The sequence below is a fragment of the Naasia sp. SYSU D00057 genome (assembly GCF_017916505.1).
Classification (GTDB): domain Bacteria; phylum Actinomycetota; class Actinomycetes; order Actinomycetales; family Microbacteriaceae; genus Naasia.
This window is the reverse complement of record NZ_JAFMSZ010000002.1, coordinates 328,013-353,386: the sequence shown is the minus strand read 5'-3', so window position 1 is coordinate 353,386 and position 25,374 is coordinate 328,013. Positions and strand designations below refer to the sequence as shown.

At 72.3% G+C, this 25,374-nt stretch carries 23 protein-coding genes; 12 read left to right on the top strand and 11 right to left on the bottom strand.

Going from position 1 to position 25,374, the window contains the following annotated elements; all coding sequences use genetic code 11:
• Positions 1 to 28 precede the first annotated feature (28 nt).
• Positions 29 to 274: a hypothetical protein gene (locus J3P36_RS08965; RefSeq protein WP_210507260.1), complete on the top strand. Its 246-nt coding sequence runs from the start codon at positions 29 to 31 to the stop codon at positions 272 to 274.
• 1 nt (position 275) lies between these two features.
• Here the strand turns inward: J3P36_RS08965 and J3P36_RS08960 are convergent, their stop codons facing one another.
• The gene (locus J3P36_RS08960) at positions 276 to 1,448 is read right to left on the bottom strand and encodes a MalY/PatB family protein (RefSeq protein WP_210507259.1); all 1,173 of its coding nucleotides are present in this window, start codon (positions 1,446 to 1,448) and stop codon (positions 276 to 278) included.
• Between the two features lie 110 nt (positions 1,449 to 1,558).
• On the opposite strand from J3P36_RS08960, the gene J3P36_RS08955 reads away from it, so the two are divergent.
• From J3P36_RS08955 to J3P36_RS16800, 6 genes are all read left to right on the top strand, one after another.
• Positions 1,559 to 3,004, top strand: coding sequence for an MDR family MFS transporter (locus tag J3P36_RS08955; protein ID WP_210507258.1), 1,446 nt, complete (start codon positions 1,559 to 1,561; stop codon positions 3,002 to 3,004).
• 30 nt (positions 3,005 to 3,034) lie between these two features.
• Positions 3,035 to 3,334, top strand: coding sequence for a Dabb family protein (locus J3P36_RS08950; RefSeq protein WP_210507257.1), 300 nt, complete (start codon positions 3,035 to 3,037; stop codon positions 3,332 to 3,334).
• Positions 3,335 to 3,428: 94 nt separating this feature from the next.
• Complete coding sequence (locus J3P36_RS08945) at positions 3,429 to 4,889, top strand: NAD-dependent succinate-semialdehyde dehydrogenase (RefSeq protein WP_210507256.1); 1,461 nt, start codon at positions 3,429 to 3,431, stop codon at positions 4,887 to 4,889.
• A gap of 143 nt (positions 4,890 to 5,032) precedes the next feature.
• A complete protein-coding gene (locus J3P36_RS08940; RefSeq protein ID WP_374100712.1) occupies positions 5,033 to 5,890 on the top strand; it encodes a fumarylacetoacetate hydrolase family protein in 858 nt (285 codons plus the stop codon).
• Positions 5,891 to 5,927: 37 nt separating this feature from the next.
• Positions 5,928 to 8,108 (top strand): FAD-linked oxidase C-terminal domain-containing protein, encoded by a 2,181-nt coding sequence (locus J3P36_RS08935; protein ID WP_307807016.1) that lies wholly within the window; start codon positions 5,928 to 5,930, stop codon positions 8,106 to 8,108.
• The gene (locus J3P36_RS16800) at positions 8,018 to 8,734 is read left to right on the top strand and encodes a (Fe-S)-binding protein (RefSeq protein ID WP_307807015.1); all 717 of its coding nucleotides are present in this window, start codon (positions 8,018 to 8,020) and stop codon (positions 8,732 to 8,734) included. Before J3P36_RS08935 ends, J3P36_RS16800 begins: the two co-directional genes overlap by 91 nt.
• A 28-nt stretch (positions 8,735 to 8,762) precedes the next feature.
• Here J3P36_RS16800 and J3P36_RS08930 read toward each other — a convergent pair whose 3' ends face one another.
• Positions 8,763 to 9,260, bottom strand: coding sequence for a MarR family winged helix-turn-helix transcriptional regulator (locus J3P36_RS08930; RefSeq protein ID WP_246854478.1), 498 nt, complete (start codon positions 9,258 to 9,260; stop codon positions 8,763 to 8,765).
• 61 nt (positions 9,261 to 9,321) lie between these two features.
• Here J3P36_RS08930 and J3P36_RS08925 point away from each other — a divergent pair, with 61 nt between their 5' ends.
• Positions 9,322 to 11,418: an MMPL family transporter gene (locus tag J3P36_RS08925; RefSeq protein WP_210507252.1), complete on the top strand. Its 2,097-nt coding sequence runs from the start codon at positions 9,322 to 9,324 to the stop codon at positions 11,416 to 11,418.
• Positions 11,419 to 11,420: 2 nt separating this feature from the next.
• Here J3P36_RS08925 and J3P36_RS08920 read toward each other — a convergent pair whose 3' ends face one another.
• Together J3P36_RS08920 and J3P36_RS08915 are read right to left on the bottom strand one after the other, a co-directional pair.
• Complete coding sequence (locus J3P36_RS08920) at positions 11,421 to 12,062, bottom strand: cation transporter (protein WP_307807014.1); 642 nt, start codon at positions 12,060 to 12,062, stop codon at positions 11,421 to 11,423.
• Complete coding sequence (locus tag J3P36_RS08915; RefSeq protein WP_210507251.1) at positions 12,035 to 12,535, bottom strand: MarR family transcriptional regulator; 501 nt, start codon at positions 12,533 to 12,535, stop codon at positions 12,035 to 12,037. The genes J3P36_RS08920 and J3P36_RS08915 overlap by 28 nt, the downstream gene beginning before the upstream one ends.
• 180 nt (positions 12,536 to 12,715) lie before the next feature.
• Between J3P36_RS08915 and J3P36_RS08910 the strand changes: the two genes are divergently transcribed.
• A complete protein-coding gene (locus tag J3P36_RS08910; protein ID WP_210507250.1) occupies positions 12,716 to 13,099 on the top strand; it encodes a hypothetical protein in 384 nt (127 codons plus the stop codon).
• 59 nt (positions 13,100 to 13,158) lie between these two features.
• Here the strand turns inward: J3P36_RS08910 and J3P36_RS08905 are convergent, their stop codons facing one another.
• From J3P36_RS08905 to J3P36_RS08875, 7 genes are all read right to left on the bottom strand, one after another.
• Positions 13,159 to 13,452 (bottom strand): hypothetical protein, encoded by a 294-nt coding sequence (locus J3P36_RS08905; RefSeq protein ID WP_210507249.1) that lies wholly within the window; start codon positions 13,450 to 13,452, stop codon positions 13,159 to 13,161.
• 370 nt (positions 13,453 to 13,822) lie between these two features.
• Positions 13,823 to 14,716 (bottom strand): DMT family transporter, encoded by an 894-nt coding sequence (locus tag J3P36_RS08900; protein ID WP_210507248.1) that lies wholly within the window; start codon positions 14,714 to 14,716, stop codon positions 13,823 to 13,825.
• Positions 14,713 to 15,726, bottom strand: a complete 1,014-nt coding sequence (locus tag J3P36_RS08895) for a LacI family DNA-binding transcriptional regulator (protein WP_210507247.1) — start codon at positions 15,724 to 15,726, stop codon at positions 14,713 to 14,715. The genes J3P36_RS08900 and J3P36_RS08895 overlap by 4 nt, the downstream gene beginning before the upstream one ends.
• A gap of 101 nt (positions 15,727 to 15,827) precedes the next feature.
• On the bottom strand, positions 15,828 to 18,101 hold the full coding sequence (locus J3P36_RS08890; protein WP_210507850.1) for a glycoside hydrolase family 3 N-terminal domain-containing protein: 2,274 nt from the start codon (positions 18,099 to 18,101) through the stop codon (positions 15,828 to 15,830).
• A 118-nt stretch (positions 18,102 to 18,219) separates the two neighbouring features.
• Positions 18,220 to 19,086 (bottom strand): carbohydrate ABC transporter permease, encoded by an 867-nt coding sequence (locus J3P36_RS08885; RefSeq protein ID WP_210507246.1) that lies wholly within the window; start codon positions 19,084 to 19,086, stop codon positions 18,220 to 18,222.
• Positions 19,083 to 20,093 carry a carbohydrate ABC transporter permease gene (locus tag J3P36_RS08880; RefSeq protein WP_210507245.1) on the bottom strand — a complete coding sequence of 337 codons (1,011 nt, stop codon included), beginning with the start codon at positions 20,091 to 20,093 and terminating at the stop codon, positions 19,083 to 19,085. The genes J3P36_RS08885 and J3P36_RS08880 overlap by 4 nt, the downstream gene beginning before the upstream one ends.
• Positions 20,094 to 20,128: 35 nt before the next feature.
• On the bottom strand, positions 20,129 to 21,418 hold the full coding sequence (locus J3P36_RS08875) for an ABC transporter substrate-binding protein (RefSeq protein ID WP_210507244.1): 1,290 nt from the start codon (positions 21,416 to 21,418) through the stop codon (positions 20,129 to 20,131).
• Positions 21,419 to 21,695: 277 nt separating this feature from the next.
• Here J3P36_RS08875 and J3P36_RS08870 point away from each other — a divergent pair, with 277 nt between their 5' ends.
• The 3 genes from J3P36_RS08870 to J3P36_RS08860 all read left to right on the top strand — a co-directional run bounded on the left by J3P36_RS08870 (position 21,696) and on the right by J3P36_RS08860 (position 25,288).
• Positions 21,696 to 22,703 (top strand): LacI family DNA-binding transcriptional regulator, encoded by a 1,008-nt coding sequence (locus J3P36_RS08870; protein ID WP_210507243.1) that lies wholly within the window; start codon positions 21,696 to 21,698, stop codon positions 22,701 to 22,703.
• A gap of 67 nt (positions 22,704 to 22,770) precedes the next feature.
• On the top strand, positions 22,771 to 24,279 hold the full coding sequence (locus tag J3P36_RS08865) for an alpha-N-arabinofuranosidase (protein ID WP_210507242.1): 1,509 nt from the start codon (positions 22,771 to 22,773) through the stop codon (positions 24,277 to 24,279).
• Positions 24,280 to 24,325: 46 nt separating this feature from the next.
• Entirely contained in the window at positions 24,326 to 25,288 is a 963-nt protein-coding gene (locus J3P36_RS08860) for an acetylxylan esterase (protein WP_307807013.1), read from the top strand.
• Positions 25,289 to 25,374: the final 86 nt, after the last annotated feature.

The window sequence follows — 25,374 nt, the reverse complement described above, 5'->3', positions numbered from 1 at the left end:
CCAACAGGGCCGAACGAGGAGGTTCAGCGTGCTGAAGGTGGCATACCCGCGTGAGCTGGCAGAGGTCGGGGCGCAGTTCGTCGGCGAGGGCCAGTGGCGCCTCGTGAACAAGAGCGTCGACCGCGCCGATCCCGCCGGTCTGCTCGGCTTCGTGCAGCGCATCGGCGGCTCCTACGAGGTCCTCGAGCTCGAGCGTCCCGCCGACGCCCGCCGGGTGATGTCGCTGCGGGAGGCCCGCGCGCTGCTGGTCGGTCCCCGCGAGGGCCACGAGTAGGTCAGGCCGCTCGACGCCGCAGCGCCCGCCCCATCCGCGTCACCGCATCCTCGAGGATCGGACGCGGCGTCGCGATCACGAAGCGCAGGAACCCGCGTCCGGGCTGCCCGCAGGCCGCGCCGTCCGTCATGGTGACGCCCGCCTCCTCGCGGAAGAAGTCCGCGGTCGAGCCGTCGAGCCCGAGCTCCCGCGCGTCCAGCCAGGCGATGTACGTGCCCTCCGGCGGCCGGTAGCGCATGCCCGGTGCGGCCTCCGCGAGCAGCTCGCCGAGCGCGTGGCGGTTCCGGTCCGTGTAGGCGATCGCGGCGTCGAGCCACTCCCGGCCCTCGCGGTAGGCGGCGATGTTGGCGACGACGCCGAGGTTGCTCGCCCCGTGCTCGAGGAACCCGCCCTCGCGCTCCCACAGCTCCTCGTCGCCCTCGTTGCTGAGGATCAGCTGCGCGCACTTGAGGCCGGGCAGGTTCCACGCCTTCGACGCGGAGGTCGCCGTGACGGTGTGCGCGGCCGTCGCGGCGGAGAGCGATGCGTACGGGATGTGCCGCCCGCCCGGGTAGACGAACGGCGCGTGGATCTCGTCCGAGAACACGCGGCCGCCGTTGCGCTCGACCACCTCGGCCAGCGCCTCGAGCTCCTCGCGCCGGAACACCCGGCCGACGGGGTTGTACGGGTTGCAGAGGATGAGCAGCCGGGCGCCGGCCCGGAACGCCCGGTCGATGCCTTCCAGGTCGAACGCGTAGCCGGCGGCACCGTCGAGCAGGGGCACCTCGATCGTTTCCCGGCCCAGCGTGGCCGGCACGGTGAGGAACGGCATGTAGGCGGGGGTGGGCAGGATCACCGGGGCGCCCGGCTCGGAGAAGAACTCGATCGCGGCCCGCAGCCCGGCGACCACATCGCCCAGCGGATGCACCCGCTCGGCGGGGACGGACCAGCCGTAGGCGCTGCGCTGCCACTCCGCGGTCGCCTCGGCGAGCTCCGCGCCGAGCGCGGCCGGCAGGTAGCCGAACAGCCCGCGATCGACCGCATCGTGCAGTGCCCGCGCGATCGGGGGAGCGACGCCGTAGTCGGCCTCGGCGACGAAAGCGCCGATCGTTCCCGGGAACGCCGACCACTTGAGGCCGCCGATCTCGCGGAGGCGGTCGACCGTGATCGCGTCGAAGTCCGGTGTGGAACCCATCTGTCCTCCCTCCCGCACCCTATCCCCGGGAACGGATGCTCACGGGGGACTGCGCGGAAGGGGAATACCCGAGCGCGGTCCAGCTCTTCTAGTTACCCGTGGCTAATCAAATGACGGGCACAGCGGACAGCAGCCAGGTCTCCCGGTCGAGCATCGGCCTGCGCTCGGAGCGCGGTCCGATCCTGCTCTCGCTCATGCTCAGCACCTCGCTCGTCGCGCTCGACTCGACCATCATCGCGACCGCGGTGCCCGCGGTCGTCGGCGACCTCGGCGGCTTCGCCCAGTTCCCCTGGCTCTTCTCGATCTACGTCCTCGCGCAGGCCGCCTCGACGCCGATCTACGGCAGGCTCGCCGACATCCTCGGCCGGAAGCCGCTGATGATGATCGGCATCGCCCTCTTCCTCCTCGGCTCGATCCTCTGCGGCTTCGCCTGGAGCATGCCCGCCCTGATCGTGTTCCGTGCCATCCAGGGGCTCGGCGCGGGGGCGATCCAGCCGATCAGCATCACCATCGCGGGCGACATCTACACGGTCCGCGAGCGCGCGAAGGTGCAGGGCTACCTCGCGAGCGTCTGGGGCATCTCCTCCGTCGTCGGGCCCGCCCTCGGCGGCGTCTTCTCCGACCTCGTCTCCTGGCGCTGGATCTTCTTCCTCAACATCCCGCTGTGCCTGATCGCCGCCGCGCTGCTGCTCCGCAACTTCACCGAGGAGCCGGTGCGCTCCCGGCAGAAGATCGACTACCTCGGCGCCGGGCTGCTCGCGACCGGCACCGCGCTGCTGATCCTCGGCCTGCTCGAGGGCGGACAGGCGTGGAGCTGGATCTCCGCGCCGAGCATCGCCGTGTTCGGCGCCGCGCTGGTGCTGCTCGTCGTCTTCGTGCTCGTGGAGCGCCGCGTCGAGCACCCGATCCTGCCGCTGTGGGTGCTCCGCCGGCGCGTGCTGCTCGCGAGCAGCATCGCCTCCCTGCTCGCCGGCGCGATCGTGCTCGGCCTCTCCTCCTACGTGCCGACCTACGGGCAGGTGGTGCTGGGTGCCTCGGCGATCCTCGCGGGCTTCGCGCTCGCCGCCCTGACAATCGGCTGGCCGATCGCCGCGTCTCTCGCCGGCGCCCTCTACCTCCGCTGGGGGTTCCGCTCGACCGCGGTGGTGGGTGCCGTCTTCGTGCTGGCCGGCACGTCGCTCACCCTCACCCTCGGCCGGTCGTCCGAGCTCTGGCAGATCGCCCTCTACTGCGTCGTGGTCGGGCTCGGCATGGGCTGGGTCACCGCGCCCACCCTTGTCGCCGCGCAGTCGAGCGTCGACTGGAGCGAGCGCGGGGTCGTCACCTCGACGAACCTGTTCGCCCGGTCCATCGGGTCCGCCGTCGGCGTCGCGGTCTTCGGCGCCGTGGTGAACTCGCTCTCCGGACCGGGGGAGGGCACCCCCTCCGCGGGCGCCCTGATGCCCGCCCTGCACGTCGTCTTCCTCGGCATGGCGGGGATCGCCGCGGCGCTCCTCGTCGCCGTCGCCTTCATGCCGGGGCACCGGCAGCAGGAGCAGCCCGCCGAAGCCCGATAGCCTCGGGGCATTCCCTCGGAAGGAGCACGGATGATCCGCCACGTCGTCCTGTGGAAGCTGGCCGCGACCGACCAGGAGCAGAAGCTCCGTGACGTCGAGGGCTTGCGCGAGCGCCTCGAGCCGCTCGTCGGGCTCGTCCCCGGCCTCCGGTCGCTCGCCGTCGGCGCCGACACGGGCTGGGCGGACGGCAACTGGGACGTCGTCCTCGTCTCCGAGCACGACGACGCCGAAGCGGTCGAGGCGTACCAGGTGCATCCGGCGCACGTCGAGGCGGCCGGCTGGGTGCGCACCGTGGTGGGCGAGCGCGCCTGCGTCGACACCCTCCTCTGACGCGTCCGCCCGGCTGCGGGGATACGATCGGAGGGACCCGCGAAGCCCGCCCGGTGGCCACGTCCCCGAGCGGGTGCGGAAGGGAAGGCGGAGCATGACCCTCGAGCAGACGACCGAGCGCACGAGCACGGACTACCGGTCCGAGCTGTTCATCGACGGGGCCTGGCGCAGCGGCGCCGAGGGCCGCACATTCCCGGTGATCGATCCGGCCGACAACAGCGAGATCGCGCAGTTCGCCATCGCCACCGAGGACGACTGCGTCGAGGCCGTCGACGCCGCCGCGCGGGCCTTCCCGTCGTGGGCGGCGACGCCGCCACGACAGCGGTCGGAGATCCTGCGCACCGCGTTCGAGATCCTGCGCTCCGAGCGCGAGCACCTCGCCGAGATCATGGTCCGCGAGAACGGCAAGGCCTTCGCCGACGCCCTCGGCGAGGCGGACTACGCCACCGAGTTCTTCCGCTGGTTCGCCGAGGAGGCCGTGCGCATCCCGGGCGAGTTCCGCCTCTCGCCGAACGGCGACAAGCGCATCATCACCACGCACCAGCCGATCGGCGTCTCGCTGCTCATCACGCCGTGGAACTTCCCCGCCGCGATGGCCACGCGCAAGCTCGCGCCGGCGCTCGCCGCCGGCTGCACCGTCGTGCTGAAGCCCGCGTCCGAGACGCCGCTGACCGCCGCGTACATCGTCGAGGTCCTCACCCGGGCCGGCGTGCCGGCCGGTGTGGTCAACCTCATCACCCCGGACCGCGTCGGTCCGTCCGTCGAGCGGATGATGAAGCACCCCGCCGTGCGGAAGCTGTCCTTCACCGGGTCGACCGAGGTCGGCCGCGTCCTGCTGAAGCAGGCGGCGGAGACGATCATCAGCACGTCGATGGAGCTCGGCGGCAACGCGCCGTTCGTGGTCCTGCCGGGTTCGGACGTCGACGCCGCCGTCGAGGGCGCCCTCGTCGCGAAGATGCGCAACGGCGGCGCCGCCTGCACCGCCGCCAACCGCTTCTACGTGCACACCTCGGTCTACGACGAGTTCGCGGGCAAGCTCGCGGAGAAGCTGCGCGAGTTCACCGTCGGTCCAGGCCTCGACCGCGCCAACAAGCTGGGCGCGCTCGTGTCGATCAAGGAGCGCGACAAGGTCGCTGACCTCGTCGACGCCGCCGTCCAGGACGGCGCGAAGGTGACCCTCGGCGGCGGCAAGCTGCCCGGTGGCGCCTTCTACGAGCCGACCGTGCTCGTCGACGTCAAGCACGGCAGCGCGATCAACCAGACCGAGATCTTCGGCCCGGTCTCGCCGCTCGTCCCCTTCGACGACGTCGACGACGCCGTCCGGATGGCGAACGACACCATCTTCGGCCTCATCGGCTACGTGTTCGGCGAGCCGCAGCATGCCCTCGCGGTCGCCCAGCGCATCGACGCCGGCATGGTCGCGGTGAACCGGGGCGTGCTGAGCGACCCGGCCGCCCCGTTCGGCGGGATGAAGCAGAGCGGCATCGGCCGGGAGGGCAGCTCGGAGGGCATCCTCGAGTTCCTCGAGGAGAAGTACATCGCCACCACGCCCTGACCGCCGGCCCTGCCGACCGGGTAGCGCGGGTCGCCCGGACAACTCGCAGCCGCAGACCGTCGCGAGTTGTCCGCACGACCCGCGGGGACCTGCAGCGGTAGCCTGACGGAGCAGCCGGGAGGTGCCGGCGCGGGAGGATGCAGGTGACGACGTTCCGCCGACTGGGCCCGCTCGGGCAGGAGATCCCCGCCGTCGAGCTGGACGGCACGGTGTACGACCTCCGGCCGCTCACCCGCGACCTCGACGGTGCCTTCCTCGCCGCGGACGGGCTGGCGCGGGCCCGCGAGGCGGCCGCCGCGGGCACGCTGCCCGTGCTTCCCGACGCGGACTCCCTGCGCATCGGCGCGCCGATCGCCCGTCCGACCGCTGTGCTCTGCATCGGCCAGAACTATGCGGCGCACGCTGCGGAGTCGGGATCGCCCGCACCCACCGTCCCGATCCTCTTCTTCAAGCACCCGAACACGGTCGTCGGCGCCTACGACGACGTCGTGCTGCCGCCCCGCGCCACCGAGCTGGACTGGGAGGTCGAGCTCGGCGTCGTCATCGGGCGCCGCGCGAGCTACCTCCCCGGCCCGGAGGAGGCTCTCGCCGCCGTCGCCGGCTACGTCGTCAGCAACGACGTCTCCGAGCGGGTGTGGCAGAAGCAGGAGTCCGGCGGCCAGTGGTCGAAGGGGAAGATCGCGGCGACCTTCAACCCGGTGGGCCCGTGGCTGGTGCCCGCGGACGAGGTGCCGGATCCGCAGGGCCTGCGCCTGTGGAGCCGCGTGAACGGGGAGCCCCGGCAGGACTCGAGCACCCGCGACATGGTGTTCAGCGTCGCCGAGCTCGTCCATCACCTCTCCCAGTACGCGGTGCTGGAGCCCGGCGACCTGCTCAACACGGGCACGCCGGAGGGCGTCGCCATGTCGGGCCGGTTCCCCTTCCTCGCCGTCGGCGACGTGATGGAGCAGGGCATCGACGGGCTCGGCGTGACCCGCCAGCGGGTCGTCGCCCACGGCTGAGCGCGGGAGACGCGGGGATGCGCCGGAGGGAGCAGCGATGACCGCGTCGGCAGCGCCCGCGCTCGAGGAGCTGCGTGCCCGGCGTCCGGGCCTCGTGGACGACGGCTCGCGTCGCCGGGCGGAGTACTCCTCCGATGGGTCCAACTACCGCGTGGTGCCCGAGGCGGTCCTCTTCCCCCGCACCCGCGACGAGCTGGTCGACGTCGTCCGCGCCGCGCGGGCGTCCGGCACGCCGCTCACCGTGCGCGGCGCCGGCACGTCGGTCGCGGGCAATGCGGTGGGCGCGGGCTGGGTCGTCGACACGAGCCGCTTCCTCACCCGCATCCTGGAGATCGACCCGGTTGCCCGCACGGCGCGCGTCGAGCCCGGCGTCGTGCTCGCCGACCTGCAGGCCGCCGCCCGCGAGCACGGGCTGCGGTTCGGACCCGACCCGTCAACGGCCTCCCGCTGCACCATCGGCGGGATGATCGGCAACAACGCGTGCGGTCCGCGAGCGGCCGCCTGGGGGCGCACGGTCGACAACGTCCTCGGTCTCACCGTCGTGGACGGCACCGGGGCGGTGCACGAGCTGGGCGCCGGCTTCGCGCCGCACCCCGAGCTCGAGGACCTCGTGCGCCGCCACCTCGCGACGATCCGCACCGAGTTCGGGCGGTTCGGGCGGCAGGCCTCGGGCTACCCCCTCGAGCACCTGCTGCCGGAGCGCGGACGGGACCTGGCGAAGGCCCTGGTCGGCACCGAGGGCACCTGCGCGGTGGTGCTCGAGGCGACCCTGCGGCTCGTCGACATCCCGCAGGCGACCGCGCTGGCGGTTCTCGGCTATCCGGACACCCCCGCCGCCGCGGACGACGTGCTCGCGCTGCTCCCGCACCGGCCGCTCGCGCTGGAGAGCATGGACTCCTATCTCGTCGACGTCGTGGCCGCGGGCGGCGGCGGCGTGCCGGACCTCCCGGCCGGCGGCGCCTGGCTCTTCGTCGAGACGTCGGGCGCGACGCCCGACGAGGCGGTCGCGGCGGCCCACGCGGTGGTCGCGTCGGCGGCGGCGGGCGCGTCCCGCGTGCTGCCCCCCGGCGAGGAGTCGCGGGCGCTGTGGCGGATCCGCGAGGACGGTGTGGGCCTCGCCGGCCGCACCCCCGACGGCCGTCCCGCGTGGCCGGGCTGGGAGGACGCCGCGGTGCCGCCCGCCGCGCTCGGCACCTACCTCCGCGACTTCGAGGAGCTGAAGGCCCGTCACGGGGTGGCGGGCCTCACCTACGGCCACCTGGGCGACGGCTGCCTGCACACGCGGCTCGACTTCCCGCTCGAATCCGCGCCGGAGCGGTTCCGGCGCTTCCTCGAGGACGCTGCGGATCTCGTCGCCCGGCACGGCGGGTCGCTGTCCGGCGAGCACGGCGACGGCCGCGCGCGCGGCGAGCTGCTGACCCGCCTCTACTCGCCGCAGGCCCTCGCCGCCATGGCGGACCTCAAGGACGTCTTCGACCCCGACGGCATCCTGAACCCCGGCATCGTGGTCCGCCCTGCGCCCGTCGACGCCGACCTCCGGCTGCCCGCCGCCCGGCCGCTCCGCGCGAGGGGCGTCGCCCTGCTCGCCGACGGCGGCGACGTGTCGCGCGCCGTGCACCGCTGCGTCGGCGTGGGCAAGTGCCGCGCCGACGACGGCGCTGCGGGCGGAGTCATGTGCCCCTCCTACCTGGCCACCCGGGACGAGCGGGACTCCACGCGGGGCCGGGCGCGGACCCTGCAGGAGATGGTCAACGGCACGCTCGTGACCGGCGGGTGGCGCTCGCCCGAGGTGGCGGAGTCGCTCGAGCTGTGCCTGTCGTGCAAGGCATGCTCCTCGGACTGCCCCGCCGGGGTCGACATGGCGGCGCTGAAGGCCGAGATGCTCGCGAACCGCTACCGGGGCCGGCTGCGACCGATCGCGCACTACAGCTTCGGCCGACTGCCCGTCTGGCTGAGGATCGCGTCATGGGCGCCCGGCATCGTCAACGCCCTGGCGCGCGTCGCGCCCCTCCGGCGCCTCGGGCTGCGGCTGGCGGGCGCCGATCCGCGCCGGGGCGTTCCGACGCTGCCTGCGCACACCTTCCGGCGGGGCTGGCGTCGCCGACCCGGGGCCGGCCGGCTCGTGTCGTGCTGTGGGCCGACACCTTCACCGACGGCCTCGACACACAGATCGCGCACGCCGCGGCCGCCCTGCTCGAGGACGCGGGGTACTCGGTGATCGTGCCGGATCGGGCCGTCTGCTGCGGCCTCACCTGGATCACGACGGGCCAGCTGTCCGCCGCGCGCCGGCGTCTCCGGGCGGCCGTCGACGTCCTCTCGCCCTTCGCCGCCGAGGGGACCCCGGTCGTCGGGCTCGAGCCGTCGTGCACCGCCGTCCTGCGGTCCGACCTGGCGGACCTGCTCCCGGACGACCCCCGCGCCCGGCGGCTCGCGAAGAACACGTTCACCCTCGCCGAGTTCCTCACGGCCCCGCGCGCGCCGCACGCGGGCCGGTGGGCGCCGCCGCGACTCGACGGCGTCGACGTGGTCGCGCAGCCGCACTGCCACCAGCACTCCGTCATGGGATGGCGGATCGACGAGGCCCTGCTGACCACCGCGGGGGCGAGCGTCACCCGCATCGCCGGCTGCTGCGGCCTCGCCGGCAACTTCGGCATGGAGAAAGGGCACTACGACGTCTCGGTGGCGATCGCGGAGCACGGAATGCTGCCGGCCCTGCGAGCGGCGCCCGAGTCCGTCGTCTTCCTCGCGGACGGGTTCTCCTGCCGCACCCAGGCGGAGCAGCTGGCGGGCAGGCGGGGCCTGCACCTCGCCCAGCTGCTGGCCTCCCGGCTCCCGGGGCGGTGACTGCGGCGAGGTCGTCCCGCCGCCGCACTCATGCCGATCCCGCGGTCGCCTCGTCGACGACGTCGCGGTAGACGGCGACGACCCGGTCGAGGAAGCGCTCGATGACCGCGGTCTCCTCCGGCGGCAGGTCGGTCAGCAGATCGGCGATGCCGCGCACGATGGGCAGCAGCTCCTCGGCGGTGCGCCTCGTCGAGCCCTCGTCGGGCACCACGACGATCTTGCGGCGGTCGTCCTCGTGCCGATGGCGGCGGGCGTGCCCCGACGCCTCGAGCCGGTCGACCACCAGCGTGGTGGCGGCCGTCGAGATCCCCAGCCGGCGGGCGAGTTCCGACGGGCTGAGCGGGCCGGACTCGATGAGGTGCTGCATGGCGGTCAGGTCCGTGGGGTTCACCGCGAGCACCCGGCCGAGGTGCCGCTCGAACCGGCCGGACAGGCGGACGATCTCGCGCAGATCCTCGAGGATCGGCGAGCGCTGCGGGAAGCCCGAGAAGGCGGGACGCCCGCCGTCGTTGCGCTTCTCCGTCATGGGAGCAATACTAGGTGCCGAGTTGCTAAGCAACCTAGCAATTAGGAAGGTTGACGAAGCCATGCGACCCCTCGCCGCACTCGTGTCCCGACCTCGCCGCGCATGGAGCACCCTGGTGCTGGCTCTCGTCGCGGTCGGCGTGCTGTTCGCGCTCCTGCCGAAGACCGCGAGTGACGCCTCGCCCGAGGCGGGGCTCCCGGGAAGCAGCGAAGCCGCACAGGTCGACGCGCTCCTCGACGACTTCCCCTCCGCCGATAGCACCGCGGGCCTTCTCCTCTGGACTCGCGAGGACGGAGGGACACTGACGGACGGCGACCGAGCGGCCGTGCAGGCGCGTGCGGCGGAGCTCGCCGAGCTCTCTCCCGTGCCTCAGGCGGTCCGGCCCCGGTTCAGCGCGGACGGCGCGGCCGCCCTCGTCGCGGTGCCGCTCGATGCGGCGGCCGCCGACGACGTCGACGCACTCGCCGCCGAGCTCCGCGGGACGGCGTCGGACGACCTCCCGGACAGGCTCGACGCGCGGCTGACGGGCCCCGTCGGCTTCCAGGCCGACATCCGCAACGCGTTCGCCGGCGCCGACCTGCGACTGCTCCTCGTCACCGTGTCGGTCGTGGCCGTGCTACTGCTCCTCACCTACCGGAGCCCGATCCTCTGGCTCGTGCCGCTGCTGGTAGTCGGCGCGGCCGACGGCCTCGCGCGCTTCGTCGTGACCGCGCTGGCCGAGGCGTTCGCCATCCCGGTCGACGCGTCGATCTCGGGCATCCTCTCGGTCCTCGTGTTCGGCGCGGGCACCAACTACGCGCTGCTGCTCGTCGCCCGCTACCGCGAGGAGCTCCGCAGCACCGAGCGCCGCGACGACGCCATGGTGCGCGCCGTGAGCGCCGCGGGACCCGCGATCCTCGCGAGCGGCGGCACCGTCGCGCTCAGCCTGCTCACCCTCCTGTTCGCCGAGCTGGCGGGCAACCGCGCCCTGGGCATCGCGTGCGCGGTCGGCATCGTGCTCGCGATGGCCTTCGCCCTGCTCGTGCTGCCGGCCGCCCTCGTCGTCTGCGGTCGGGGCGTCTTCTGGCCCTTCGTTCCCTCACCGCACGGCAGGCCGCCGCGCGACAGCGTCTGGGGTCGGGTCGGCACAGCCGTCGCGCGCCGGCCCGCGACCGTCGCGGCGGTGTCGCTCGTGGGCGTCGGCGTCCTTGCCCTCGGGCTCGGCGGCTACCGGGTCGGGCTCTCCCAGACCGACCAGCTCCTCGGCGCCCCGGAGTCGGTGACCGCACAGGAGGCGCTCGCCGAGGCGTTCCCCGACGCGGGCACCGCCGGAGCGGTCCTCCTCGCTCCCACGGACGGTGTCGACGACGCGGTCGCGCTCGCCGAGGCGACGCCGGGCGTGCAGAGCGCGACGCCCGGCGAGAGCTCGGACGGTCGCACCCGCATCGACGCGGCGCTCGACGGGGAGCCGCAGAGCGAGGAGGCGTTCGCGGCGGTGACCGCTCTGCGCGACCGCTTCGCGGCCGAGAGCGGGGACGTCGCGCAGACCCTCGTGGGCGGCAGCGATGCGACCGCCCTCGACGCCCGCGAGAGCGCCCAGCGGGATCTGCTCCTCGTCGCGCCGATGATCCTCGCGATCGTCTTCCTGGTGCTCCTGCTGCTGCTCCGGTCGCTCGTCGCGCCGATCCTGCTGCTGATCACGGTGCTCGCAACGTTCTTCGCGAGCCTCGGCGCGTCGGTCTGGCTGTTCCAGCACCTGCTCGGCTTCCCGGCGCTCGACACGAGCGTGACGCTGTTCGCCTTCCTCTTCCTCGTGGCGCTCGGGGTGGACTACAACATCTTCCTCACGAGCCGCGCCAAGGAGGAGCGTGCGGGCCACGGCACGAGGGACGGCATGATCCGTGCCCTCGGAGCGACGGGAGCGGTGATCACGAGCGCGGGAGTCCTGCTCGCCGCCGTGTTCGCGGTGCTCGGCGTGCTCCCCGTGGTCGCGCTCACCCAGATCGGCGTGATCGTCTGCATCGGCGTGCTCCTCGACACCCTCGTGGTGCGGACGGTGCTCGTGCCGGCGCTCGTCTTCCTCACCGGCGACCGGTTCTGGTGGCCGGGCCGGCGGGACGGCGCTCGGGCGGCACACGGGGAGACGACGAGCGACCCCCAGCTCTCCGCGGCGCGCTGAGGTCACGCGCGGGGCGCCTCCGACCGCTCGGCGCGAGCCGCCCGGCGCACCTCCCAGGCCGCGCCGGCATTGAGCAGACCGATGCCGAGGCCAGCCGCGATGTCCGGCCAGGCGGACGCGAGGGGGATCGTGAGCAGGCCGGCGCCGATCATGGCGATGTTCGCGAGAGCGTCGTTTCGGGCGGACAGCCAAGCGCCGCGGGCGAGGCTGCCGGCCTGGCGCCGGTGCCGGGCGAGCAGGACGGCGCAGAGGAGGTTGACGGCGAGCGCTCCGGCCGCCGTCAGCGTGAGCGGCGCCGCGTCGGGCGGAGCGGGATCGAGGATCTTCGCTCCCGCCGTCCACAGCGTGGTCACCGTGGGGACGAGGATGAGCGCGGCGAGCACGGTGCCGGCTCGCGACCGGTTGCGCAGGGACCACGCCGACGCGACGAAGACGAGCAGGTTGATGCTCGTGTCCTCGAGGAAGTCGATGCTGTCGGCGAGCAGCGATACCGAGCCGATCAGGCCCGCGACCGCCGCCTCGACGCCGAAGTACGCGAGATTCAGCAGGGCGACCAGCAGGACGGTGCGGCGCAGCGCCGCGGTCCTGCCGTCCTCCGCTTCGACCGGTGAGGTGGTCAGGCGGACGCCCCGCCGGTGCCCCACAGGCTGTGCTCGTGCGTGATGAGCCCCTCGAGTCGCCGCAGGAACTTCACCGTCGCCAGCAGGGCCTCGGGGGGCATCGCCTCGGCGGCCGCGATCACCTGGCGGTCCCAGTTGGCGAGGACGCCGCTGTACCGGTCGTGACCCAGCGGAGTGAGCGAGATCTGCAGCATCCGGCGGTCCCGCGGGTGCGGGGTCCGTGCGACGAGGCCGGCGCGCTCGAGACGATCGAGCAGGGCGGTCACCGTGCCGGTGGTGAGGTCGAGGGCCTCGGCCAGCTGCTTCGGGCTGAGGCTCCCCGCCACCATGATGCGGCCGAGCGCGCGCAGCTCGGTGAGGCCCACCTGGGCTTCTTCCGCGGCGCGATGGCGGAACCCGTCGGAGCTGCGCACGAGGGAGGACACGGCCTCCACGGCGTCGCGGACCTCCGGGCGGGCCTCGGCGACGGCGCTCAGGCGGTCGTCCTGGTCGTTCACGTGCGTCCGCCTCCCCTGCGCGGCCGGCTGCCGCCCTTCCACTGTAAACCGGTTTCAGCGTCGGGGTCGAGAAACTCGACCTCCAAGACATTTGATTCCCGTGGCGCTTCGGCGTAACCTCTCCCGGTCGGGTGGAAGGGGGATGCGGCGGCCGTCACAGAAGCCGGCGCCGCGAGGGTCATGAGCGCAGAGCACATTCCGGGGGGAATCGAGTCGGGGATCACGGTCGTCGCCGCTCCGACGGAGAACGGGGACCTGCTGGTCTCCCGAGGTGAGCGGACGCTGGGCGTCGTGCTGCGCGAGGCCGGGGGGCTCTACGCGTATCCGTGCGTGTCCGGCTTCCCGCGCCTCGGCCCGTTCGACCGCGTCGCTCTCGCGGTGACCGCGTGCGTCGAGCAGGCGGAGGCCCCTGAGCGGACGCTCGCGGCCGAGAACGACGAGGGGGAGCTCGTCTTCGGCGAAGCGGTCGCCTGCCCGAACTGCGGCTCCGAGCTGGTGCGGGAGGGTGAGCGCGCCTCCTCCTACGCGAGCTGCCGGAGCTGCGACCTGGTGTTCCTCCGCTAGGGACGCCGTCTCGAGCAGGCCGGTCCCGGGGGGAAGCGGGGCCGGCCTCCGCTCGAGTGTCAGTCGGTGGGCGGCTGCTGCCGGCGCAGGCGCTCGAGCTCGCGCGTCATGTAGTCGATGACGAGGGCGTTCGCGGGGCCGGGACCCACTGCGTGGGACGTCTCGCCCACGATCGGGATGCCGGCGCCGACCACGAGGGAGACCTCTTCGACCGTGCCGTCCGGGTCGACCGTGCGCAGCTGCACCACGTCGGCGCTGCGCGCTCTCGCCAGGGCCGCCGAGTAGTCGAGCAGGAGTGTCACGGCGTCCTGACCGGCGAGGAAGTTCCGCCCACCGTAGAAGAAGCGCATCACGGTGTTCCACCCTACGTCGGTGCTCGGCGGCATCCCGGGGCCGGGATTTGGGGGTCGAAGCGACTTACCCGGAGGCCCTAGGATCAAGGTCGCGTGCCTGATGGTGGGTGCCAACGGGGCGCACTTCAGGAGGCCCCGGTCTTCGGGTGGCTCGGGGCCTCCCTCTTCCCGCATCAGCGGTGTCGTCCTGCAGACGAGAGTCCCCGGGATCTGCTCGAGCGAGCGGATCCCGGGGACTTCGCATCGGGTGGGGTTTCGGGTGGCTCCCGGTCGCGGAGACCGGCGCAAGAGCAATGCAACCAGGGTCGAAACGTTCCGGCCAGAGGGTTGCGAGCTGTTCCGCCCGTGCGGTAGAGCCGCCTGCGGAGCTCTACGCGACGGCCTCCGCCGTCCGCTCCAGGTCGCTCGCCGGCTGGTCGCGCTGGGTCGCCATCGCGGTGCCGGCGGCGCCGCAGACCAGGGCGATCGCGGCGACCTCGACCGCCGTGAAGCGCTCGCCCAGCACGAGGGCGCCGAACACCGCGGCGATCACGGGGCCGAACGACGTGATGACTGCATACAGCCGCGCTGTGAGGCGCCGCAGGATGAACGTGTCGAGGCTGTAGGGCAGCGCGGACGAGAGCACCCCGATCGCGGCGAGCAGGGCGAGCACCGGCAGGGACAGCCGCTCGAGCGTGAGCGTCGCGACGGCGAGCGGGACGAGCAGCGCCAGGCTGACGATGCTCCCCACCGTGAGGCCCTCGAGACCCGGCAGGGTGAGCGCCACCTTGCGCGTGAGCAGGATGTAGCCCGCCCACGCCGCTGCGGCGTTCAGGGCGAGCACGACGCCCCACGGGTCGATGCGGCCGTCGAGTCCGGTGAGGAGCACCACGCCGACGGCAGCGACGAGCGCGCAGAGGACGTCGAGCCACCGCCGCGAGGTGACGAGCGCGACCGCGAGCGGCCCCAGGAACTCGATCGTGGCGGCGATGCCGAGGCCGAGCAGGTGCACGGACTCGTAGAACGCGAGGTTCATCACCGCGACGTCGATCCCGAGCAGCACCGCGGGCCAGAGCCGGCGCCAGCGGAGATCTCCCCGGCGGGGCCGGTAGAACGGCCCGATGGTGAGCACGGTGACCAGCTGTCGCACGGCCACGACGACCGGCGAGCCGACGAGGGGGATGACGACTCCCGCGAGGGACGACCCGAAGTTGATGCTCACCTCGGTGCCGAGCTGCGTCGCGACGCCGACCGTGCGCCCGGAGACGCGGGGGGCGGGGGTCACCCGGGGAGGGGTGCGGTGCTGTCCCGCACGACGAGGTGCGTGGCGAGGTCGAGTCGCGCCGGCGGACCGTCCTCCTCCGGCTCGAGCACCAGGCGGATCGCGATCTCCGCCATGTCGCGCAGCGGCTGGTGGATCGTCGTCAGGCGCGGGATCGAGTAGCTCGCCTGGGGCAGGTCGTCGTAGCCGACCACCGAGAGGTCCTTCGGCACGTGCAGGCCGAGCGTCCGCGCCGCGTCGAGGACGCCGAAGGCCTGCAGGTCGCTGCCGGCGAAGACCGCGGTCGGCGGATCGTCGGAGGCCAGCATCCGCAGAGCCGCGTCGCGCCCGCCGTCGACGTTGAAGTTGCCGAACGCCAGCAGAGCCGGGTCGATCTCGAGGTTCGCCGCGTGCATCGCAGTGCGGAAGCCGTCGAGCCGCGCGCGCGAGGCCATCATGTCCTCCGGCCCGGTGATGGCGGCGATGCGCCGATGGCCGAGCTCGATGAGGTGGCGGGTCGCCGCGAGGCCGCCCGACCAGTTCGCGGACCCGACCGACGGCACGTCGGGGGAGGGGTCACCGGCGGGATCGATGAGGACGAAGGGGATGCCGCGCGAGCGCAGCTGCTCCTTGTGCGAGGCGGCGAGGTCGGAGACGACGAGGATCACGCCCGCCGGCCGGCGCTGCAGGACGCCGTCGATCCAGCCGGCACCCGGGGAGTGCCGGTCGCCGCTCTCGGTGAGGACGAGGCTCATGCCGCGTTCCCGGGCGGCGGTGCCAGCGCCCTGGATGAGCTCGAGAGCCCACGGGCTCTCCAGCTCGTGGAAGACGATCTCGACGAGCGTGGAGCGCTGCGTCGCGGCGCCGCGGCGGGTGTAGCCGTGCTGCTCGATGAGCTGCTCGACCTTCGCCCGGGTGCCGGGGGACACGTCGGCCCGCCCGTTCAGCACCTTGGAGATCGTGGACAGGGAGACGCCGGCCTCAGCGGCGACCGCGCTCAAGGTCACCCGGTCCGTTCGCGCGGCATCTGTCACCCGAGGAGCCTACTTGCGGAGACGGCGCGGGCCACGGGCGCCGCGGCCGGGTCTCCCCGCCGCGCCTCCCGTGGCCCGCGCATCCGCCGGTCCGGCCCGTCTCAGTTGGAGCCGGCTGCCGACAGCTCCGCGTCCGCCTGGCTGAGACGCACCTCGCTGGTCGCGATGCGCCGGTCGCCGAGGCCGACCTCGTGCACGGGGCCGAGGATGGTGACGCCGCCGGTCGTCTCCTTGTCCGCGCACGACCCTCCGACCCACAGCTCCACCTCGCCGGGCTCGACGATGCGGCGGTAGGCCGAGTCGCTGAAGGCGAGCCGGGTGGTGGGCACCGAGAAGGTGACCGTCGCCTCCTCGCCCGGCTCGAGCGTCACGCGCCGGTAGGCGAGGAGCTGGGCGACGGGACGGGTGATGCTCGCGTAGAGGTCGCGCGCGTAGAGCTGGACGAGGTCGGTGCCGGCGCGGGAGCCCGTGTTCCGCACCCGGACGCTCGCCGTGAAGGAGTCCCCGGCCGCGACGTGCGCGTCGCTCTCGAGGCGGCTGCGCTCGAACGTCGTGTAGCCGAGTCCGTGGCCGAAGGGCAGGACCGGGGTGCTGTCCGCGCTCGTGATCTCCGACGAGCCGCCGAGGATCGGGTGCAGGTAGCTGTACGGCTGGGCGCCCGCCGACCGCGGCATCGAGACGGGCAGGTGCCCGGAGGGTGCGACCGCGCCGGAGAGGACCGCGGCGATCGCCGGCGCACCCTCCTCGCCGGGGAAGAAGGCCTGCAGCACGGCGGCGGGAGCGGTGGGGCCGCTCACCGCCCAGTCGAGCGCATAGGGCCGCCCGGACAGGACGACCATGACGACGGGCGTGCCGGTGGCGACGACCGCCTCGACCAGCTCGCGCTGGACGCCGGGGAGGTCGAGGCTCTCCACGTCGTTGCCCTCACCCACGGTGCCGCGACCGAACAGGCCTGCCCGGTCGCCGACCACCACGACGGCGACCGAGGCGTCGCGTGCTGCCTCGACGGCGGCGGGGATGCGCGACCGGTCGTCGCCCTCGACGTCGGAGCCCTCGGTGTAGGTGACCGCGCTAGACGGCAGCTCGCCCTTCAGCGCCTCGAGCAGGGTCGGGATCTCGAACCCGATCGGGGTGCCCGGGTGGTGCGCCAGCACGTGGTTGGCGAACGAGTAGCAGCCCATGAGGGCCTCGGCCGAGTCGCCGTTGGGCCCGATGAGGGCGATGCGCTCCACGGCCGGGGTCCCGGTGAGCGGCAGCACCCCGTCGTTCGTCAGCAGGACGAGCGACTCCTCCGCGAGCTGCCGCGCGATGGTCCGGTGCTCGGGGGTGTCGAGGTCGATCTCGGTCGGCGGGTTCTCGAACGTCTCGTCGAGCAGGCCGAGCTCCTCCTTCTCGGAGAGCAGCCGCAGCACCGCGCGGTCGACCAGTGCTTCGTCCGTCAGCCCGGCGCGGATCCGCTCCGCGAGGGGCGCGAGGAATGCGTCGCCCGTCGGCAGCTCCACGTCGATGCCGGCCGCGAGGGCCAGCTCCGCGGCCTCGCCCTTGTCCGCGGCGACCGCGTGCATGTTGTTCAGGAAGGCGACGGAGAAGTAGTCGGAGACGACGACGCCGTCGAAGCCCCACCGGTCCCGGAGGATGCCGGTGAGGTACTCGGGCGTCGCGGCGACCGGTGCGCCGTCGATCTCCGCGTAGGAGTTCATGACGGACCGGACGCCGCCCTCGAACACCGCCATCTCGAACGGCGGCAGCAGCGTGTCCGCGATCTCGCGCGGGCCGGCATGGACCGGCGCATGGTTGCGGCCCGCCCTCGACGCGGAGTAGCCCACGAAGTGCTTGAGGGTGGCGTGCACCCCGGCGCCCTGCAGCCCGCGGACGTACGCGGTGCCGATCGTGCCGACGACGTAGGGGTCCTCGGCGATGCACTCGTCGACGCGGCCCCACCGCGGGTCGCGGATGACGTCGAGCACCGGGGCGAGGCCCTGGTGGATGCCGAGCTCGCGCATCGACGCTCCGATCACGCCGCCCATCCGCTCGACCAGCTCCGGATCGAAGGCCGCGCCCCAGGCGAGCGGCGTCGGGAAGGTCGCCGCCTGCCAGGCGGCGAGGCCGGTGAGGCACTCCTCGTGCACGAGCGCCGGGATCCCGAGCCGCGTCTCCGTCTTCAGGCGGCGCTGCTCGCCCCACAGCCAGGCGGCGCGCTCCACCGGGTCGACCGGACGCGTCCCGTAGACCCGGGTGAGGTGGCCGAGGCCGTGCTCGGTGGCCTCCTCGTAGCGGCCGGACACCGCCATCTCACCCTGCATGGGCGCGACGACCTCGCCGCCCTGGTCGACCCAGTAGCCGACGATCTGAGCGAGCTTCTCCTCGAGCGTCATCCGGGCGTGGAGGCTCCGGACGCGCTCGGACACCGGGGGCAGTTCCGGAGTGGTCACAGCGGTATTCCTTCGTGAAGAGGGTGGACGGCGGTCGCCGGTCGAACGAGGGGAGGAGGGACTAGCCCTTGACCGCCCCGGTGAGGCCGCCGACGATGCGGCGCTCGAAGACGCTGAAGAAGATCAGCGCGGGGATCATGGACAGCGCCGTGAAGGCCAGTACGCGCGCCGTGTCCACCGAGTACTGCGAGGAGAACGCCTGCACTCCCAGGGGGAGCGTGAACGTCGACTCGTCGTTGAGGATGAACAGCGGCAGCAGGTAGCTGTTCCAGCTGCCGATGAACGCCAGGATGCCGGTCGTGATGACTCCGGGCAGGGACAGCGGCAGCACCATCCGCCAGAAGAAGCCGAGGCGGCTCGCGCCGTCCATGAACGCGGCCTCCTGGATCTCGTCCGGAATGGCCCGCAGGAACGGCACCAGGATGATGATCGTCGTGGGCAGCGCGAAGGCGATCTGCGGCAGGATGACGCCCACGAGCGAGTTCATCAGGCCGAGGTTCTTCACCACGATGTAGAGCGGGGTGATCGCGACGGTCATCGGGAACATGAGTCCCGCGGCGAACAGCGCGTACAGCGCGCCGCGGCCCTTGAACTTGTAGCGGGCGAGGACGTAGCTCGCCATCAGGCCCAGGATCACGACGCCGGCCGTGGTCGCGACGGCGGCGATGAGCGAGTTGCCCACCTCGCGCCAGAAGATGTCCCCGGTGAGCACGGCGAGGTAGTTGCCGATCTCCCACGGGCCGGGCAGCCCGGCCGGGTCCGTCGTGATCTGCGAATTGGTGCGGAAGCCGCTCAGGATGATGAACGCCACGGGGGCGAGCATCAGGACGATCGTGATCGCGGCGACCACGTACGCCACCGGGTTGCCCCACTGGATCGGGTTGCGGGCCTCCACGGCCTCGCGCTTGCCCGCGGTCGTCGCGGTCATCGGCTCTTTCCTTCCCCGGTGAGAGCGCCCTCGGTGTCGCGGCGGAGCACGAACCGCTGGTAGATGAGCGCGACGACGAGCGAGATGAGGAACAGCACGACCGCGACGGCGTTGCCGTAGCCGTAGTTCCCGGCGTTGCGGCCGTTGGTCACCATGTAGATCGCCATGGTCGAGGTGCCGGCCGTCGAGGAGACGTACTGGCCCCAGATGATGTAGACGAGGTCGAACAGCTGCAGCGACCCGATGATCGACAGGAACGCCCAGATGCGCAGGGTGGGTCCGAGCAGCGGCAGGGTGATCCGCCGCTGGATCTGCCACCACGAGGCGCCGTCGATCGCCGCGGCCTCGGACAGCTCCTCGGGGATGCCCTGCAGGCCCGCGAGGAAGAGGATCACGGCGAAGCCGACGTACTTCCACGTGATGATGAGCATCAGGGTCCAGATGGCGATGCTGGGATCGGCGAGCCAGTCCTGGGTGAACGCCCCGAGGCCGATCTTCTCCAGGAAGCCGTTGAGGCCGCCGTTGGTGGAGAGGATCAGGGTCCAGCCGGTGCCGACGACGACCTCGGAGATCACGTAGGGCACGAAGATGAGCACCCGGATGAGCGACTGGCCCCGCAGCTTCCGGTTGAGCAGGAGCGCGAGGAGGATCGCGGCCGGCCCCTGCAGCAGCAGGGAGAGCACCACGATGATCCCGTTGTGCGCCAGCGCCTCCTGGAACGTCGGGTCCTGCAGGATCGTGATGTAGTTCCGGAAGCCGACGAACTGGGTCGGGATGCCGAAGCCCTGCCAGCTGAAGAAGCCGTAGTAGGCGGCCATCACGACCGGGAAGATCACGAAGGCGAGGAACATCGCCATGGCAGGCCCCACCATGAGGGCGATCTCGAGGCGGCCGCGCCAGTCGGCGCGGGCCTTCCGCGGGGACGGGGGCAGCGTCGCTGCGCTGCCCCCGGCCGCGAGGAGATCAGACTGCGGAGGCCGTGGGACGGCGCTCTCGCGTACTGTCATCTCTTCTTCTTCTTCCTGTGTTGAGAGAGGGCGGGTTACGCCTTCTTGGCGGCGTCCTCGACCGACTTGACGATCGACTCCGGGTCGCCCTTGCCGGCGAGCATGTCGACCACGCCCACGTTGAGCGCGTTGCCGACGTTCTGGCCGTAGAGGGTGTCGAGCCACTGGGACACGAAGGGGGCCGCGTTGTAGGCGTCGCGGATGGACACCAGGTAGGGCTCCGTCACGGCCTCCTGAGCCGTGGTGTTCACCGGCAGGGTGTTGAACGCCTTGTAGTACAGGCTCTGCTGCTCGGCGGTCGCGACGAAGTTGAGGAAGTCGACGCACTCCTCCGGGGCGTTGACGGAGCACGAGTACCCGTCGATGCCGCCGAGGATCGAGCCGGGCTCGCCCTCACCGCCCGAGATCTCCGGGAAGGGGAACCAGCCGAGGTCCGGCAGCGGCTTGGCGTCCGGGGTCAGCGACGCGATGACGCCGGCGTTCCAGGCGCCCATGAGCTCCATGCCCGCCTTGTGGTTGGCGAGGAGACCGGCCGAGCTGCCCGCGCCCTGCTGGGCGGCGGTGGTCAGGAAGCCCTCGTTGAAGGGCTCGGTCGCGGCGAAGGACTCGAGGTCCTCACCGGCCTTGATCCAGCACTCGTCGGTGAAGTCCTTGTCGGTGGTCGCCTTCTCCAGCGTCTCCGGGCTGCACTCCCGCAGCGCGAAGAAGTAGTACCAGTGCGCCGCCGGCCAGGCGTCCTTGCCACCCAGGGCGATGGGGGAGACCCCGGCGCCCTTCAGCTTCTCGACAGCCGCCTCGAGCTCGTCGATGGTCTTCGGGGTCTCGGTGATACCGGCCTGGGCGAAGAGGTCCTGGCTGTAGAACATGCCGCCGGGCTGGATCGTGAGGGGCATCGCGTAGGTCTTGCCGTCGATCGACTCGGCGCCGAGGGCGGCCTCGCCGAGCTCGGACGCGATGTCGGAGTCGATCTTGTCGGTGAGGTCCATGAGCTGGCCCGCAGCGACCATCGCGGCCATCTTGCCGCCGCCGCGCTGGAGGAAGATGTCCGGCGCGTCGCCCGAGTTGAGGGCGGTCTGCAGCTTGCCGTCGAGGTCCTCGTTCTGGATCGACTGCACCTCGATGGTGACGCCGGGGTTCTCCTCCTCGAACGCGGCCGCCGCGTTCTTCCAGAACTCCTGGCCGGGGCCGGTCGTGGAGTTCTGCCAGAGGGTCATGCTGACGTTCCCGTCGCCGCCTGAGTCTCCGGAGCCGCCGGCGCTGCAACCAGCGAGCGCGACGGCACCCAAGACCAGGGCTGTGGAACCGGCGAGGAATCTAGCCTTCATGTGGTTCAACCTGTTCTCTTCGTTGAGTGGCACCGCGGGAAGCCGCGATGCCCCGTATGGGAGTCGCACGGGAACGGGCCTCGCCGCTGCCGTGCCGCCGGGAATCCTCGACCGGCGGAGTCTCTGCTCGCGGGCGAGACGCCGTTCTCAGCGCCATCGCTCGTGTTTCGAAGTTCCCCTACCGGCCCTGCAGGCTCTCGGTCCGGACGAGTCTCGCAAGCGCCTCCAACGTCGTCAAACGTTTTCGAAAACCTTTTCCAGGCCCTACTATGTGGCTGTGCAACGACGACCGACCATCAACGATGTGGCCGCCGCGGCGGGCGTATCGGTGGCGACGGTCTCGAAGGCGGTCAACGGGCGGTACGGCATCGCGCCCGAGACCGCGCGCAGGATCCTCGACCTCGTGCAGGAGATGGGCTACGAGTCCAGCCTCGTCGCGAGCAGCATGCGCTCCCGGCGGACGGGGGTCATCGGCGTGCTCGTCGCCGACTTCGAGCCGTTCAGCGCGGAGATCCTCAAGGGTGTCGGCGCGGCGGTCCGCGACTCCTCCTACGATCTCCTCGCCTACAGCGGCACGCATCTCGGCGGCAGCGACGGGTGGGAGCGGAAATCGCTCAGCCGGCTGAGCGGAACCCTGATCGACGGCGCGATCATGGTCACCCCCTCCATCGTCACCGTTCCCGCGGAGATGCCGATGGTGGCGATCGACCCGCACACCGGACCCGCCGACCTGCCGACGGTCGAGTCCGACAACTTCTCCGGCGCCCGTCAGGCGACCCGGCACCTCATCGAGCTCGGTCATCGGCGCATCGCGTTCCTCGCCGGCCGGCCCGACCTGCGGTCCTCGATCCGCCGTCACGACGGCTACCGCCGGGCCCTCAGCGAGGCCGGCATCCCGTTCGACCCCTCGCTCGTCGGCGTCGGCCGCTATCTGCAGGAGACGGCGCGCGAGCCGGCGCTGGCGCTCCTATCCCTGCAGGACCGGCCGACCGCCATCTTCGCCGCGAACGACCTGTCGGCGCTCGCGATCATCGAGGTGGCGAACTCGATGGGCCTCAGCGTCCCGCAGGACCTGTCCGTCATCGGCTTCGACGACGTGCCGGAGGCATCGCGCGCGAATCCGCCGCTCAGCACCATCCGCCAGCCGATGCAGACCCTCGGTGCCACGGCGGCGAAGCTCCTGCTGTCCCTGCTCGAGGGCGAGCAGCCCGAGGAGACCCACCTCCGGCTCCCCACCCGCCTCGTGCGCCGCGCGACCACTGCCCCTCCACCGTCCGCTCGCTGACGACGCGGCGCCGCCCCTGCTGCGCCCGTCCCAGCCCGTCCACACGCTGTCCGATCGAAGGAGACCCATGCTCAGCGCCCGCCTCAAACTCGACCCCCGCTCGGCGGTCGGTCCCATCAACCGCCGCCTCTTCGGCGGGTTCGTCGAGCACATGGGCCGCGGCGTCTACGGCGGCATCTACGAGCCCGGCCACCCGACCGCCGACGAGGAGGGCTTCCGGCGCGACGTGATCGAGCTGGTGCGCGAGATGGGCATCAGCACGTTCCGCTACCCGGGCGGCAACTTCGTCTCCGGCTACCGGTGGGAGGACAGTGTGGGCCCGCGCGAGCAGCGCCCCACCCGCCTCAACCTCGCCTGGCACAGCAAGGAGACCAACGAGTTCGGGCTGCACGAGTTCGCCTCGTGGCTCGAGAAGGTGGACGGCGAGCTGATGCTCGCGCTCAACCTCGGCACCCGGGGTCCGCTCGAGGCGCTGGACCTGCTCGAGTACGTCAACGTGCCCGCCGGCACGACGCTGGCCGAGCAGCGGATCGCGAACGGCCGCCCGGCGCCGTTCGACGTGAGGATGTGGTGCCTCGGCAACGAGATGGACGGGCCGTGGCAGCTCGGCCACCGCTCGGCCGACGACTACGGCAAGATCGCCTCCCAGACGGCCAAGGCCATGCGTCAGGTCGACCCGACCGTCGAGCTGGTCGCCTGCGGGTCGTCGGGAGCCGGGATGCCGACCTTCGGCGAGTGGGAGCGGACCGTGCTCTCGCACACGTACGACGACGTCGACTACATCTCCTGCCATGCCTACTACGAGGAGAAGAACGGCGATCTCGGCTCGTTCCTCGCCTCCGCGGTGGACATGGACGGCTTCATCGAGTCCGTCGTCGCCACCGCCGACCACGTCAAGTCGGTGCGCAAGAGCGAGCGCACGATCGCCATCTCCTTCGACGAGTGGAACGTCTGGTACCTCTCGCGCGTGCCGCAGGACCTCGCGAAGGGGCTTGACGACTGGCCGCTCAACCCGCCCCTCAGCGAGGAGCCCTACACGGTCGCCGACGGCGTGGTGGTGGGCAGCCTGCTCATGTCGCTGCTGCGTCACGCCGACCGCGTCACGAGCGCCTCGATCGCGCAGGTGGTCAACGTGATCGCCCCGATCGCCGCCGAGCCGGGAGGCCCGGCCTGGCGGAAGTCCACCTTCTTCCCGTTCTCCGTCACGTCGCGACTTGCGCGGGGCACCTCGCTGAAGGTCGATCTCGACACGCCCGAGTACGACACGCAGGAGCACGGCCGGGTGGGGGTTGTCGACGCCGCCGCCTCGTTCGACGCCGAGGCCGGGACCGGCGCGGTGTTCCTCGTCAACCGCTCGGAGCGCGAGGAGGTCCGGGTGACGATCGAGCTCGCGGGCCTCGACGTGACGACGATCGGCGAGGCCCTCACGCTCGCCGACTCCGACCCGCATGCGGCGAACACCACCGAGGAGCCCACCCGTGTGGGCCTCCGCGAGAACCCGTCGGCGACGCTCGCCGACGGCGTGCTCGAGTTGACGCTGCCCCCGGTCTCCTGGACCGCCGTGGCGCTCGCGTGACCTCGCCCGCCGATTCGCCGCGCCCCCTCGTCGTCAAGGAGACTCCGTGATCGTCGACCTGCCCGAAGCCGCCCTCCGCGAGTACCGCAGCGAGCAGACCGCGCCGGACGACTTCGACGCGTTCTGGCAGGAGACGCTCGCCGAGTCGCGGGCCGCCGGCGGGAAGGTCGTGCTCGAGCGGGTCGACGCCGGCCTGCAGACCCTCGACGTGTTCGACGTCACGTTCCCCGGCTTCGGCGGCCAGCCGATCCGCGCCTGGCTCCGGGTGCCCCGCGGCGCCACCGGGCCGCTGCGGACCGTCGTGCAGTACGTCGGCTACGGCGGCGGGCGCGGCAACCCCGCGGAGAACCTGCTCCTCGCCTCCGCGGGCTTCGCCCACCTGCAGATGGACACCCGCGGCCAGGGCTCCGGATGGAGCCGCGGCGAGACGTCCGATTTCGGGGCGACCGGCGCCCAGGTGCCCGGCGTCATGACCCGCGGCATCGGCTCGCCCGCCGACTACTACTACCGCCGCCTCTTCACAGACGCGGTGCTCGCGGTCGACGCCGTGCGCACGCTCGACGTGGTAGATGTGGACCGCATCGCCGTGCAGGGCGGAAGCCAGGGCGGCGGCATCGCGCTCGCGGTCGCGGGGCTCCGCGACGACCTCGCCGCCGTCGTGGCGTTCGTGCCCTTCCTCTGCGACTTCCCGCGGGCGCTTGCGGTGACCGACGCATACCCCTACGGCGAGGTCGCGGCCTACCTGCGCATCCACCGCGATCAGGTGGATCGGGCGATGGCCACTCTGCGCTACATCGACGGCGTCAACTTCTCACGCCGGGCGACCGCGCCGGCGCTGTTCTCGGCCGCGCTCGAGGACCGGATCTGCCCGCCCTCCACGGTGTTCGGCGCGTTCCACGAGTACGCGGGGCCCAAGTCGATCACCGTGTGGCCGTTCAACGGCCACGAGGGCGGCGCCATCGAGGACGAGCTGGGCGCGCTCGCGTTCCTCAAGGAGCGGCTCGCGTAGGGCGGATGCCGCTCGGCGCGCCGGAGGCGTCCTCGCCGCGGGGGAACGACACCCGCGGCGAGGACCTATCACCCGCGCCGAGACCG

Excerpts from the sequence above, each read along its gene's own strand:
- J3P36_RS08885 (WP_210507246.1), bottom strand. The coding sequence starts at position 19,086 with ATGACCGCGACGACCGCGGGCAAGCGCGAGGCCGTGGAGGCCCGCAAC.
- J3P36_RS08925 (WP_210507252.1), top strand. The coding sequence starts at position 9,322 with ATGCGACCCCTCGCCGCACTCGTGTCCCGACCTCGCCGCGCATGGAGC.
- J3P36_RS08955 (WP_210507258.1), top strand. The coding sequence starts at position 1,559 with ATGACGGGCACAGCGGACAGCAGCCAGGTCTCCCGGTCGAGCATCGGC.
- J3P36_RS08950 (WP_210507257.1), top strand. The coding sequence starts at position 3,035 with ATGATCCGCCACGTCGTCCTGTGGAAGCTGGCCGCGACCGACCAGGAG.
- J3P36_RS08945 (WP_210507256.1), top strand. The coding sequence starts at position 3,429 with ATGACCCTCGAGCAGACGACCGAGCGCACGAGCACGGACTACCGGTCC.
- J3P36_RS08910 (WP_210507250.1), top strand. The coding sequence starts at position 12,716 with ATGAGCGCAGAGCACATTCCGGGGGGAATCGAGTCGGGGATCACGGTC.
- J3P36_RS08875 (WP_210507244.1), bottom strand. The coding sequence starts at position 21,418 with ATGAAGGCTAGATTCCTCGCCGGTTCCACAGCCCTGGTCTTGGGTGCC.
- J3P36_RS08865 (WP_210507242.1), top strand. The coding sequence starts at position 22,771 with ATGCTCAGCGCCCGCCTCAAACTCGACCCCCGCTCGGCGGTCGGTCCC.
- J3P36_RS08930 (WP_246854478.1), bottom strand. The coding sequence starts at position 9,260 with ATGACGGAGAAGCGCAACGACGGCGGGCGTCCCGCCTTCTCGGGCTTC.
- J3P36_RS08960 (WP_210507259.1), bottom strand. The coding sequence starts at position 1,448 with ATGGGTTCCACACCGGACTTCGACGCGATCACGGTCGACCGCCTCCGC.
- J3P36_RS08880 (WP_210507245.1), bottom strand. The coding sequence starts at position 20,093 with ATGACAGTACGCGAGAGCGCCGTCCCACGGCCTCCGCAGTCTGATCTC.
- J3P36_RS08890 (WP_210507850.1), bottom strand. The coding sequence starts at position 18,101 with ATGACGCTCGAGGAGAAGCTCGCTCAGATCGTCGGCTACTGGGTCGAC.
- J3P36_RS08935 (WP_307807016.1), top strand. The coding sequence starts at position 5,928 with ATGACCGCGTCGGCAGCGCCCGCGCTCGAGGAGCTGCGTGCCCGGCGT.